We start from the raw sequence: 12881 nt of genomic DNA, 5'->3' as shown, positions 1-12881 counted from the left end.
ATGGCGGGTATGTGGAGGAATCTGGCCAGAAGGGCGCTGCGGATCGCCGAGCGGAGCGCGCGGCAGGCGTGGCGCGAGCAGCAGCGGCAGTCCCGCCGGCACGACACATCGCCGCCCACGCCGTCGCGGCGCACTCCGCCGTCCCGGACCGGCACCGTCCCGGAGCCCGGCGCCGATGGCCGTCCGCCGTATCCGGGCGACTTCCGCGGGACCGTGCGGCCGGTGTACGCGCCGCAGCCGGACGGTGAGCCGGATCCCGGGGAGATCGTCTGGGGCTGGGTGCCCTTCGAGGAGGACCACAGCCGCGGCAAGGACCGTCCCGTGCTGGTCATCGGGCACGACGGGCCCTGGCTCCTGGGCCTGCTGCTGAGCAGCCGGGATCGGGCGCCGCACGGCCGGTTCTCCGTTCACGAGGAGCACGGACAGCGCTGGATGAACCTCGGGCACGGCGGCTGGGATTCCCAGGGCCGCGAGTCAGAGGTGCGGCTGGACCGCGTGGTGCGGCTACCGGAGTCGTATCTGCGGCGAGAAGGCGCCGTGCTCGAGCGCGAGGCTTTCGAGGCGGTCACACGAGCCCTGGCGTGAGCGCCCTGGACCGGCCTCGCGCCAGGACCCGCACGAGGTGCCCGCGTAGCTGGCGAGGACTCGCGGCGGCGGCAAGAAGCCCCGGCACGTCTGCGTGACGTGCCGGGGCTTCTTCCACATATGCCTGACGTCTGAGGCGACGTCAGGCGGGCTCAGGCCTGCAGGCTGCTGAGCCGCTTGGCCATCGCGGACTTGCGGTTAGCCGCGTTGTTCTTGTGCAGCACGCCCTTGGAGACGGCCTTGTCCAGCTTGCGAGCGGCGCTGCGGTAGGCCTCCTGGGCCTGCTCCGCCTCGCCGGTCTCCGCGGACTCACGGAACGCGCGGACCGCGCTGCGGACCTCGGCCCGCACCGCCTGGTTGCGCAGACGCGCCTTCTCGTTGGTGAGATTGCGCTTCATCTGGGACTTGATGTTTGCCAAAGTGGGACACTCTTTCGAATCAGGTCTTGCACTGGTCGCGAGGGCTTCCCGCGTCCGGCATCCGCCCGGCGCGGGGAAACACGCTGGAAGGATCTACCGTGCGGGCGTGCTCCGTCCCGACCCAGGGTGAGACACACACCCCAAGACGGCGCACAACGGATTATCCTAGCAGCTCCCACGGCCACTCGGCCACATATGCCGGCCCCGCCGTGCGCCCGGCGGGCGTGAGCTTCAGCGGCGCCGGGCGGAGCGGCACACCGTGAGCACCATCGTCTCCACGGCGTACACCGGATCCCGGCTGCCGCCCTTGACGGCGGCATCGGCCTCCGCCACCGCGATGAGCGCCTCACCGAGTGCCTCCTGATCCCAGCGGCCGGCGTCCTTGCGGGCTCGCTCGACCTGCCAGGGCGCCATGCCGAGGGAACCGGCGAGCTGGGCGGCCGAGCCACGCAGCCCGCTGACTTTGGCCATCGCCCGCAGCTTGGTCGCCATCGCCGCCACCAGCGGGACCGGGTCGACGCCGGTGGCCAGGGCATGGCGCAGCAACGTCAGCGCCTCGCCGGAACGGCCGGCGATGGCGGTCTCGGCCACCTTGAACCCGGTGGCCTCCACTCTCCCGCCGTAGTAGGTGGAGACGACATCGGCGTCGATGGTGCCGGTGGTGTCGGCCATCAGCTGCTGGCAGCCGGCCGCCAGCTCGGCGATGTCCTGCCCGAGCGCGTCCATCAGTGCGGCCAGCCCCTCGCGGGTGATGCGCCGCCCGGCACGGTTGAACTCGGCAGCCGCGAATTCCTGCCGGTCCGCGTCCCGTTTGAGCGGCTGGGCGTCGATGATGGACGCGCCGGCCTTCTTCAGCGCGTCCAGCAGCTTCTTACCGCGCTGGCCGCCACCGTGGCGGAACACCATCGAGGTGCCCTCCTCGATCTGGTCCAGATAGCTCAGCGCGTCCTTCAGGAAGGCGTCGTTGCAGGCCTCCACGCCGTTGAAGATCACCAGCTTGGCCTCGCCGAACAACGAGGGCGAAGCGAGCGTGAAGATCTCACCGGCCGCGTAGGCCCCCGCTTCCCGCTCGGTCAGCTCCACCTCCGGATCGGCCTGGCGGGCAGCCTCGATCAGCACCGAACGGGCCCGGCGGGAGAGGAAGTCCTCGGATCCGGAGATCAGCACCAGTGGCGCGGGCCTGGCCTCGTGCCAGGGCAGCCCCGTCGGCGCGGTGCGGCCGCTGCTGCGGCGAGTGCGAGGCGGTGTCACGAGAGCCCAATCTAGCAGCGCGCGCGGACACGTCGCAGAGCGGCCAGAGCACGCTGCGCGAGTTTCAGATCGCCTGCGGGGCGCTCAGCAACGAGCCCTCGCTGAGCCGGTGCCAGCTGCGGTGGTGGTAGACCAGGGGCGCGTCTTCGCCGGTCGCCTGCGCCGTGCTGCCGCTCTGAAGCGCTTCGACCACGGTGAGCGTCGCGGTCCCGGCGCGCAGCCGCTCGGTCACCCGGCCGCGGATCCAGGCCCGCGCGCCGTGATAGAGCGGCTCGCCGCCGGGCAGCCGGGTCCAGGCGTCGCGGTCCGCGAAACGGTCGATGCCGCTGGTCGCGCCGAGCTTGGCCACCGGAAGGCCTTCCTCGCCCAGGAAGTGCACCACCACGGTGGCCGCGCTGGTCAGCACCGGCGCGGAAGACGAGGCGTCAGAGACGGAGAAGACCAGCAGGGGCGGATCCACGCTCACCGAGGCCACGCTCGTCACCGTCATCGCCACCGGCCCGGAACCGGCATCGGCCGTCACGACGCAGACTCCGCCGGGGTGGTCCCGGAACACCCGGGTGAAGTCCTCCGTGGGAAGCGGCCCCTGGCTCGACATACTGCTCCTGTCCTGGCTCTCACCGTGCTGTCACCGTGAACTCTTGCGTCCACGATTCTCCTGAAGCACGCCGCGCGGCAAGCTGTGTGTCGAAGTGTTACCGGAAGCGCGGCTCCGTGACGGGAGGAACGGGCCGCTGGGGACGGACGGACGGGCCGCGGATCACGGGTGGCAGCGTCGTTCAGTGGCGGCGGCCATCGGCGGCGATGCGGCTGGGACCGCCTGCCGCTGCGGCAGGTAGAGGGCAATGGACCCGCAGGTGTCCGTGCGCAGGATGCTGGCGGTACCGAGCGCATCGAGGGCGCGCTGGGTGGGATGCCCGTAACGGTTGCCCTCTCCCGCTGAGACGATCCCGGTGCCTGCGTCCGCGGCCCGGTAGAATCCCTCATCCAGGTCACCGGAGCCGTGATGCGGCGCGAGCAGGACGTCCACCGGGGCCACCTCGGCGGCCAGCCGGGCCTGTTCCGCTGCCGTGATGTCTCCGGGCGCCATCAGGGTGGCCCCCGGCAGCGCGACGCGCAGCACGAGCGAGTCCGGGTTGTTCGCCTGCTCGTCATGCCTGCCCGCGGGTGCGCCGGGGCGGGACTCCGCGCTCCCTGGAGCCGTCGTCCGCGAGACGGCCGGGTCCTGAGGATCGTGAAAGATGCTCTCCGGCGGCACCGCGGCCGAGCGCCGGGGCCAGAGCGCCTCGACCGTGACGGCTCCGTGCTGCCAGCTCGCCCCCGCCAGGCCTACCTGGGGCACGACGCCCGCCTCACGCGCCAGGCGGCCGATCTCCAGGGTCTCAGGCCGTGGCGCTCCGGCCGGCCCGGTGCGCAGCGCCAGCAGCTCCCGTCCGCGCAGCACCCCCTCCAGGCCGCCGATGTGGTCCTGATCAAAATGCGAGAGGTACACCGCCACCCGGTCCACCCCGGCCTGCCGGAGGCACGCATCGACCGCGAGGGGGTCTGGGCCGGCGTCCAGGAGCAGCGCCTCCCGCCGGCCGGTGGCGACCAGGGCAGCGGAACCCTGGCCCACATCGCACACCACCATGCTCCACCCCGGAGCGAGCCAGCGCGCCGGCCACACCAGATCGGCCGTGATCGAGGCGCCCAGCAGGCCGCCGACCAGGAGAACCACCGCCAGCAGCCGCCAGCGTGTCATCGCGGCGAGCAGGGCGGTCACGAGAACCGCCACGAGCCCGAGGGCAAGGCCGGCCCCCGGCGCTCCCTCCGGCCACGGCACCGCAGCCAGGGGAAGCCCGGCGAAGAGATGCGCGCATCCGGCGATCCAGGCCGCGCACCATGCCGCCGGGCATGCCGCGACGACCGCGAGGACCGCCCCTGCGCCGGGGATCAGGCCGGCGATCACCGCGACCACGCCGAGCACGGTCGCCGGGGCCACCGCCGCTGAGGCCGCGATGTTCGCCGGCACCGCCCACAGGCTCAGCTGAGGCTGGAGCAGGACCAGGACCGGCGTGCAGGCCAGCTGCGCCGTCAGCGGGACCGCGAGCGCGAGCGCCACCGGTTCCGGCAGCCAGGCGGGCCTGCGGCGGGCCAACGGGAGCGCCAGAGTCATGATCCCGGCGCAGGCCAGTACGGACAGGGTGAAGGCGTACTCACCGGCGAGCCCCGGGGCCACGAGCAGCAGCACCACGATCGCGCCGAAGAGCAGCGGCAGGCCGGTGCCGCCGCTGCCCCGCAGGATTCCCGCCAGCACCGCGGTGGCCATCGCAGACGCCCTGAGGACGCTCGGCTCCGGCCCCACCAGATAGCAGTACGCGCCCATGGCCACGAGCGCAGCGGCCACCCGGAGACGACGGCCGAGGGCGAGCCAGGCCCCTGCGTACCATGCGGCGCCGGTCACGATCGCCAGATTAGAGCCAGAGACAGCGGTCAAGTGGGTCATGGAGACCATCCGCATGTCATCGGTCAGCCCCGGCGGCTGGGCGCTCGTGTCGCCGAGCACCAGGCCAGGCAGGAGGCCTGCACCGGTCTCCGGCACGGGTCCGGCGGAGGCTGCGGCGCGCAGGCCGGCACGGATCCGTTCCCGTGCCGCCGACCATGCCGGTGCTGCGCGCACCAGTTCAGCGTCCCGTGGCGCTCCCAGGTAGGTGCCGGTGTCGGTATGGGAGGGGCTGAGCACGGCCGCCCAGCGCGAGCCCTGCGGCGGTGGCGAGGCATCGGCGGGGAGGACCAGACGGGCCCCGGCGCCGCGACCGGGGACCGCGTCCGGTACGGCCACCGGCACCAGCAGGAAGTCTCCCGATCTGCTGGGGACCGCCGGCCCGGTCACCGTGTAGGCGTAGCGGCCGGCCTCCTCCGGGATCGTGGCAGGGGAATGGAACCACAGCGCGGCCGCCGCCAGCGTGGTGAGCGCGCCCAGGACGGCCAGCTGCCCGGGTACCGCCGCGGACGGTCCCACCCGGGGGCGCGGCCCCGGTGCCCCGCGCCGCAGCAGCCACAGCAGGGTGCCGGTGGCGATCACCGCCCCGGCGGCGCCCAGCAGGGCCAGGACGATGCCCGGGGCGTCCTGGCCCAGGACGGTGAGCAGCCACACCAGGCACGCCGAGGGCAGCAGCCTCAGATCCCGAAGGGCGCGCATCGGCTCAGACGGTCGCCAGGGCGCGCAGGTCCTCGACCGTCTTGGGTCCGATCCCGGAGACGTCCTGCAGATCGTCGACGGTCCTGAACGGTCCGTGCTCCTGCCGGTGGGCGACGATCTTGGCGGCGGTGCTGGGGCCCACGCCGGGAAGCTGCTGCAGGGCGGTCTCATCCGCGGTGTTGATGTTCACCGTCCCCGCGGCGCCGCCGGTGCCCGCGGTCCCCTGCCGCTCCTCGCCGGCGCTGCCGTCCTCGTCCCGGGACGGCACGAGGATCTGCTCGCCGTCGACGACCTCACGGGCCAGGTTCACGCCCGCCGGGTCCGCGTCCTCACGGAGGCCGCCCGCCGCCTCGATCGCCTCAGCGACGCGCGCCCCGGACGGCAGCTCCACCAGGCGAGGATCCTCCACCGCTCCGGCGACATGCACCACGAGGACGGCCGCCGCGCCGCCATGACCGTCCTGCCGGCCTCCGGCCTCCTGCCCGGCCGGGTCGTCCTGCACCTCGGCGGTCCCCTGCGCGGGCGCGGGCAACGGCAGCACCTCCGGTGCCGGGCGGAACAGCATCAGGTAGACCACCGTCCCGAGCAGGGCCAGGACCAGCACGCCCAGCGCCGCGGCCACCCCGATCAGCACCCGCGGGCGGAGGGCTGGCGTCTCCTCCGCCTCGTCGTCCTCGGGGCCGGCGTCGTCGTCGATGGCCTGCGAGGCCGCCGGTTCCGGCGACCGCGTCCCGTCCGGCACCCACCCGCCGTACCGTCCCGGTCTGCCGGTGCCACCGATGCCACCGGGGGCTGCCGGGCCATGCGCGCCTTCCAGGCCGGAGCTTCCGCCGGTGGTGCCCGGAACAGTTCCGTCCTGCGGCATCCGGCGCGGTCGTTCTCCGGCCAGCACGCGGGCGATCCGTTCCTGCGGGGAGTCCCCGGCTCCGGGATGGCCACGGCGGGCGGGCCGCCGGGCGGAACTGGTGTGGTCCATGGCCGCGAGCTTAGGGATCCAGGCACGCGCGCGAGGCTCGCTGGCTACGCCTGTGGACGCCCCCTGAGCCGGTGGCGCTCCTGTGCCCCACGGTGTCCGGTGGCTGTGACACCGTGCCGGACACAGCGCGCCCGGCGGTGTCAGTCCTCCGGCCAGAGAGAGACACCGAGCACGCCGGGGCCGGTGTGGGCGGCCACCACCGCGGAGAGTTCCTCGACCCTGGTCGTGAGCGGCAGACCCGCGGCGGCAGCGTGCGCCCGGAGCATGCCCTCCAGCTCCACCGCCTGTGACCCGGCGTCCAGATGCTGCACGCTCGCGCACCATCTCTGCGCCGCCTCGTCCGCGCCGGTGCTTGCTGTGCCTCCGGCGTCTCCTGAGCCTTCCAGACCCGCCGCCACCACGAGGGCGCACAGTCTCTCCAGCGCCTTCGAGCGCGTGCGCACCTTGGCCAGGGCACCGACGGTCCCCTCCTCGAATCCGAGCAGGGGGTGGACCTGCAACATCTGCCCCAGCAGGTGCGCCGCCCGGCCGATCCGCCCGCCGCGGCGCAGATACTCCAGCGTCTCCGGTACGAACACCGTGAGCGTGGACTCCCTGGCCCAGCGTCCGGTCTCCGCGGCGACCCGGGCAGCGGGTGCGCCGCCGGCGGCCAGGCGCGCCGCGTATCCGACTGCGGCTCCCAGACCTGCCGCGGTGATGCCCGCATCGGCGATGTGCACCGGCACGGCAGCCGCGGCAGCAGCCTGGCGCGCGGCGTCCACCGTGCCGGACATCGCAGCGGAGATATGCACCGAGACGATCGCGGACGCACCCGCGGCGGCCAGCCGCTCGTAGACCTCGGCGAACGCGCCGGGCTGCGGCATGGAGGTGCTCACCTCACCGCCGGCGCGCATATGCGCGGCCAGCCGGGCGCCCGCGGCCGAGGTCAGCGTTCCGGTGCCAGCCGGCTCGTCGGCGCGATCTTCCTCGCCGAGCAGGATCCGCAGCGGGACCATCTGGGCCGGGACCGGCAGGGCGGCCAGATCGGCGGCGCCCAGGCCGGCGGTGCTGTCATAGCACAGCGCGATCATCGCTCCTCGTCCCTTTCGGCGGCGGTATCGTGGTGGTTGCTCTCAAGTATGCCCGTGCCGTATCCGCGATGGAGGACGACGATACTCTCGTGAACCGCTTCCTTGACTTCCTCAACAACTCGCTGGCCGCCGCGGTGCTGGCCGGCAGCGTGCTCGTCTTCCTGCCTCTGCACCTGATCCCCGCCCTGCATCCGATCTCCTGGATCCTGGGAGTGCTCCAGGTGGCGGTCGCCGCGCTCGCGGTGTGGCTCATCCTCCGCCGCTACCAGCGCGATCAGGCGCGGATCGATCAGCTGGGCGCCGAACTGGGCGCCGAACGGGAGAAGATGCGGACGATCACGCGTGAGCTCGGAGAGTTCCGGCCCCTCGCCGACGAAGCCTCCCAGGACGTGCAGGCCTCCCGGCGGATCGTCGAACAGCTGTCCTCCGCCGAGGGCCTGATCCCCTGGCTGCGCGTGCGCACCGACCTCACCTCCTGGGCCCCGGAACAGCTCGATCCGCTGGAGGAGTTCCTGCACGCCAACCGCCAGCTCAGCTTCGAGGACTCTGCCGTGCACACCGCGTTCATGGAGCTCTACCGGGCGGCGCAGCAGCTGCGCGACTGGTTCTCCCTGGAGGGCTCCCGGCACGGCGACGACGGCTGGGAGCTGCTGCCGGCCGATCAGCGCGAGGGCGGCTGGCGCGAGTTCACCGAGGCGAAGGCCCGCGGCGAGGAGCTCGCCGATACGCTGCTGAGCGCCCGGGCCGGCTTCGAGCGGGTGGCACTGGAACGCGGGACCTTGCCGGTCTGAACCAGACCGAACCGGGCTCAGCCGACTCGGCGGGTCCGGCGGGGATCAGCCGACGAGCGCGGCGATGGCGGCGAGGATCAGCAGGAACAGCCCGGCCGGGATGCCCAGTCCCGCCGCGATGGCGCAGCGGGTGGCGACCGTCGTGACCGGTTTCAGGAAGGGCCGCAGCTGAGGGTACTCGCGCCAGCGGCCGGGCAGCTGACCCAGCGCGGTGAACAGCGCCCGGGTGTTGCGCACCCGGCCGCCGCCGGGCATGCCCGGGAACAGCGTCTCCCCGATGAGATCCCGCTCGAACGAGCCCCCGGAGCCCGGCGGCTGCTGGTTCCGCCGTTCCTGCAGCGCCATGGTGAAGGCCCGCCGGATGGTCTCCGGCTCGCGCACCGCGCGGCGCGCGGCCAAGCCTGTGGCGATCAGGTAGCCGCCGCACAGCAGCAGGAGGACGGCGACGAGGCAGGAGAGCACCGAGACGAAACGGCTGCCGTCCCAGGCCGGGAAGGACGCCGCGCCCAGGATCAGTCCGAGCCCGGCAGCGATGCCGCCCAGCGCCACGCCGGGCGTGTACAGCCCGCGGGCGGCCAGCTGTGCCAGGGTGGCCAGCTCGGCCGCGGCGGCCTCGCTCTCGGTGGAGGCCCCGGCGGGACCGTCGACGACCTCGCCCTCGACTGGTTCCTCGTCCCCGCCGGCAGCGCCGTGACCATCGCCGCCGGGAGGGACGATGCTCATGCCTGCCACCAGGAGTCGAACAGGGTCGCCGGCAGCTCGCGCTTGTGCCGGGTGGCCACATACCGGGTCTCGATGGCCTCGGCGACCTCTGCCGGGACCTCCTTGCCCTCCAGGTAGTCGTCGATGTCGGCGTAGCCGATGCCCAGTTCCGTCTCATCCGACTGCCCCGGGGTGGCATCCAGCAGATCGGCGGTCGGCGGCTTGGTCCACAGTCGCTCCGGTGCCCCCAGGGCCTGCAGCAGCGCGCCGCCCTGCCGTTTGGTCAGACCCGAAAGCGGCAGCACATCGGCGCCGCCGTCGCCGTACTTGGTGAAGAAGCCGGTGACCGCCTCCGCGGCGTGGTCGGTGCCGATCACCAGGCTCTTGTGCTCCCCCGCGATGGCGTACTGCGCCATCATCCGCGAACGCGCCTTGGCGTTGCCCTTGTTGAAATCCGTGATCGGCTCGTTCATGGCGCGGGCGTACTCGGACTCCAGCCCGTCGACGGCACCGGCGACGTTGAACACGATCGACTCGTCGGGCTGGATGAACGTCAGGGCCAGCTGAGCGTCGTCCTCGTCGTGCTGCGTGCCGTACGGCAGCCGCACGGCGCGGAACCGCGCCTGAACGCCCTCGGCGCGCAGTTCCTCGGCCGCCAGCTGCGCCAGCCGGCCGGCCAGGGAGGAGTCCTGGCCGCCGGAGATGCCCAGCACGAAACCGGCGGTGCCGGAGGCGCGCGTGTAGGACTTCAGGAAGTCGATCCGCCTGCGGATCTCCTGCTCCGGGTCGATCCGGGGCGAGACGTTCAGTGCCTGGATGATCTCTTCACGCAGCGATGTCGTCATGGCACCAGCGTAGCGCGCGCCGTGTATCGCGGACGTGAACAGCCCTGCCGGCGCCGGTACGCCGGTCAGCCCTCGGGGACGATGTTCACCAGCTTGGGGGCGCGCACGATCACCTTGCGAACCCCGGCGCCGGCCAGGGTCCGCTGCGCGCCGGTGCTGGCCAGTGCCAGGCGCTCCAGCTCAGCCGGATCGATGTCCGGGCTCACCTCCAGCCGGTCCCTGACCTTGCCCTTGACCTGGACCACGCAGGTGACGGTCTCGGCGACCAGATAGGACTCATCGGCGGCCGGCAGTGGCTGGTAGGTGATCGTCCCGGCGTGGCCCAGCCGCTCCCACAGCTCCTCCGCGATGTGCGGGGCGAAGGGGCTCAGCAGCTGCACCAGCGGCTCGACGGCGGCACGGGCGGTGATGCCCTCCTTCGTCAGGTGGTTCACCAGGACGATGAGCTTGGCGATGGCGGTGTTGAACCGCATCGCCTCCATGTCCTCGTGCACCCCGGCGATGGTGGCGTGCAGCACCCGCAGGGTCGCCTCGTCCAGTTCCCCGCCGGTGACGACGGTCTCGCCGGTCTCCTCGTCCACCACCAGGCGCCACACCCGCTGCAGGAACCGCTGGGCGCCGACGACGGCCCGGGTCTCCCAGGCGCGGGACAGCTCCAGCGGCCCCATCGACATCTCGTACACCCGGAAGGTGTCCGCGCCGTACTCGGCGTACATGTCGTCGGGGGTAACGATGTTCTTGAGCGATTTGCCCATCTTCCCGTACTCGCGGCGCACCTGTGCGCCCTGGTACCAGAAGGTGGACTCCCCGCTCTCGTCCACGCGCTCGGCCACCTCGGCGGCCGGCACATAGGCACCGCGCTCGTCGGTGTAGGCGTAGGCCTGGATGTAGCCCTGGTTGACCAGCTTGTGGAACGGCTCGAACGAGCTGATATGCCCCAGGTCGTACAGCACCTTATGCCAGAACCGGGCGTAGAGCAGGTGCAGCACGGCGTGCTCCACCCCGCCGATGTACAGATCGGCGCCGCCGGAATGGCCCTGCCCGCGGGGACCGAGCCAGTAGGCCTCGTTGACGGTATCGACCGGCGCCTGGTCGTTGGCGGGATCGGCGTACCGAAGCTGGTACCAGGAGGAACCGGCCCAGTTGGGCATCGTATTGGTCTCCCGCCGGTACCGCTTGGGCCCGTCGCCCAGATCCAGGGTCACGTGCACCCAGTCCGCGGCGCGTCCCAGCGGCGGCTCGGGCTCGCTGGTCAGATCGTCCTCCGGGAAGGTCCGCGGGGAGAAGTCGTCCACCTCCGGCAGGTCCACCGGCAGCTGATCCTCGGGCAGCGCGATGGCGGTGCCGTCCTCGTCGTAGACGATGGGGAACGGCTCCCCCCAGTACCGCTGCCGGGAGAACAGCCAGTCCCGCAGCCGGTACGTCGTGGTGCCCTCGCCGCTGCCGGACCGCTCCAGCCAGGCGATGATTGCCTCCTTGGCCTCCGCGACGGACATGCCGTTGAGGTCGATGCGCTCATTGGCGGAGTTGATCACCTCGCCATCGCCGGTCCACACGCCCTCGTGGCCTTCCGGCGCGGCGACGGTGGGCACGATGGGCAGGCCGAACGCCAGGGCGAACTCGTGGTCCCGCTCGTCCCCGCCGGGCACCGCCATGATGGCACCGGTGCCGTACCCCATCAGCACGTAGTCGGCGATGAAGACCGGCAGCCGGTCCCCCGTGACCGGGTTGATCGCGTAACCGCCGGTGAAGACACCCGTCTTCTCCTTGTCCTCCTGGCGTTCGGCGGGAGTCTTGGCGGCCGCGGCGGCGCGGTAGGACCGCACCGCCTCGGCCGGTGTGGCCGCGCCGCCCCGCCATGCTTCGGGGACGCCAGGCTCCCAGCCCGCTGCGGAGGGCTCTGCCAGCAGCCGGTCCACCAGCGGATGCTCCGGGGCAAGGACGACGTAGGTGGCGCCGAACAGGGTGTCCGGGCGCGTGGTGAAGACCGTGATGTCCTCAGGTGCGCTCTCGGTGCCTCCGCTGCCGGTCAGGGCGAACCGGACGTGCGCGCCGGTGGAGCGGCCGATCCAGTTCCGCTGCATGGACTTGACCGCCTCGGGCCAGTCCACGTGGTCCAGATCGTCGATCAGCCGGTCGGCGTAGGCGGTGATCCGCATGTTCCACTGCTTCAGATTGCGCTGGAACACCGGGAAGTTGCCGCGCTCGGAGCGACCCTCCGGGGTGACCTCCTCATTGGCCAGGACCGTGCCCAGGCCAGGGCACCAGTTGACCGGGGACTCGGAGACGTAGGCCAGCCGGTAGCCGTGCAGCACGTCCTCGCGCTCGCGCGCGCTCAGCTCCTCCCAGCTCCGGCCGGCGTAGTCCCCGGGCAGGGCACGGGAGCCATCGGCGAACTGGGCCACCAGCTCGGCGATGGGACGTGCCTTGCCGGCCCCGCCGTCGGCGTCCGCGTCGTACCAGGAGTTGAAGATCTGCAGGAAGATCCACTGCGTCCACTTCACGAACTCCGGATCCGTCGTCGCGAAGGTCCGGCGGGCGTCGTGGCCCAGGCCCAGGCGGCGCAGCTGGCGCCGCATATTGGCGATGTTCTCCTCGGTCGTGACGCGCGGATGCTGGCCGGTCTGGACGGCGTACTGCTCCGCGGGAAGGCCGAAGGCGTCATAGGCCAGGGCGTGCATGACGTTCTTGCCGCGCATCCGGTTGTACCGGGCCAGCACGTCCGTGGCCAGATAGCCCAGCGGATGGCCCACATGCAGGCCCTTGCCGGACGGGTACGGGAACATGTCCATCACGTAGAGCTTCTCCCCCGCGGCCCCGGGTCCCGGGGAGACCGTGGCGCCGCGCCGGGTGGTAGCCAGCGGCCCGGTGGGGTTGGGGGCCTCGAAGGTGCCCTCGGCCTCCCAGCGATCCTGCCACTTGAGCTCGATCCGGCCCGCGAGCGCAGCATCGTACTTCCAGGTGCCGCTTGCGTCCTGTGCGGGGGCCTGGGGGGCCGGGTGAGCCTGAGCGCTCATGGTGATGGTGTCCTCCTGCGGTCCGAACCTCGAAGCGGGCATGC

The 12881-nt window shown here is 72.3% G+C and carries 11 protein-coding genes; 2 read left to right on the top strand and 9 right to left on the bottom strand.

All coding sequences use genetic code 11. The annotated features are described in order from the left end of the window. The first annotated feature begins 9 nt into the window (after positions 1-9). Entirely contained in the window at positions 10-585 is a 576-nt protein-coding gene (locus IEW13_RS10120; protein WP_188550799.1) for a type II toxin-antitoxin system PemK/MazF family toxin, read from the top strand. Positions 586-737: 152 nt separating this feature from the next. On the opposite strand, the gene rpsT is transcribed toward IEW13_RS10120, so the two are convergent. The 6 genes from rpsT to IEW13_RS10090 all read right to left on the bottom strand — a co-directional run bounded on the left by rpsT (position 738) and on the right by IEW13_RS10090 (position 7482). Then, positions 738-1004 (bottom strand): 30S ribosomal protein S20, encoded by a 267-nt coding sequence (gene rpsT / locus IEW13_RS10115; RefSeq protein WP_188550798.1) that lies wholly within the window; start codon positions 1002-1004, stop codon positions 738-740. 231 nt (positions 1005-1235) lie between these two features. Continuing rightward, positions 1236-2255: a DNA polymerase III subunit delta gene (gene holA, locus IEW13_RS10110; RefSeq protein WP_188550797.1), complete on the bottom strand. Its 1020-nt coding sequence runs from the start codon at positions 2253-2255 to the stop codon at positions 1236-1238. A gap of 64 nt (positions 2256-2319) precedes the next feature. Continuing rightward, positions 2320-2853, bottom strand: coding sequence for a flavin reductase family protein (locus IEW13_RS10105; protein ID WP_188550796.1), 534 nt, complete (start codon positions 2851-2853; stop codon positions 2320-2322). A gap of 162 nt (positions 2854-3015) precedes the next feature. Beyond that, positions 3016-5436: a ComEC/Rec2 family competence protein gene (locus IEW13_RS10100; protein WP_188550795.1), complete on the bottom strand. Its 2421-nt coding sequence runs from the start codon at positions 5434-5436 to the stop codon at positions 3016-3018. 4 nt (positions 5437-5440) lie between these two features. Further along, positions 5441-6412, bottom strand: a complete 972-nt coding sequence (locus tag IEW13_RS10095; RefSeq protein ID WP_188550794.1) for a ComEA family DNA-binding protein — start codon at positions 6410-6412, stop codon at positions 5441-5443. A 140-nt stretch (positions 6413-6552) separates the two neighbouring features. After that, positions 6553-7482, bottom strand: a complete 930-nt coding sequence (locus tag IEW13_RS10090; protein WP_188550793.1) for a DegV family protein — start codon at positions 7480-7482, stop codon at positions 6553-6555. A gap of 89 nt (positions 7483-7571) precedes the next feature. On the opposite strand from IEW13_RS10090, the gene IEW13_RS10085 reads away from it, so the two are divergent. Further along, positions 7572-8273, top strand: a complete 702-nt coding sequence (locus IEW13_RS10085) for a hypothetical protein (RefSeq protein ID WP_188550792.1) — start codon at positions 7572-7574, stop codon at positions 8271-8273. Between the two features lie 45 nt (positions 8274-8318). On the opposite strand, the gene IEW13_RS10080 is transcribed toward IEW13_RS10085, so the two are convergent. The 3 genes from IEW13_RS10080 to leuS form a co-directional block, all read right to left on the bottom strand. Next, positions 8319-8996 (bottom strand): hypothetical protein, encoded by a 678-nt coding sequence (locus tag IEW13_RS10080; RefSeq protein ID WP_188550791.1) that lies wholly within the window; start codon positions 8994-8996, stop codon positions 8319-8321. Next, a complete protein-coding gene (gene nadE / locus IEW13_RS10075) occupies positions 8993-9820 on the bottom strand; it encodes an NAD(+) synthase (RefSeq protein WP_188550790.1) in 828 nt (275 codons plus the stop codon). The genes IEW13_RS10080 and nadE overlap by 4 nt, the downstream gene beginning before the upstream one ends. Positions 9821-9885: 65 nt before the next feature. Further along, positions 9886-12837: a leucine--tRNA ligase gene (gene leuS / locus IEW13_RS10070; RefSeq protein ID WP_188550789.1), complete on the bottom strand. Its 2952-nt coding sequence runs from the start codon at positions 12835-12837 to the stop codon at positions 9886-9888. Positions 12838-12881 lie beyond the last annotated feature (44 nt).

This window comes from Sediminivirga luteola (genome assembly GCF_014639315.1).
In the GTDB taxonomy this organism is placed as follows: domain Bacteria; phylum Actinomycetota; class Actinomycetes; order Actinomycetales; family Brevibacteriaceae; genus Sediminivirga; species Sediminivirga luteola.
Note: the sequence above shows the minus strand (reverse complement) of the source record. Positions and strands in the feature narration are given on the sequence as shown.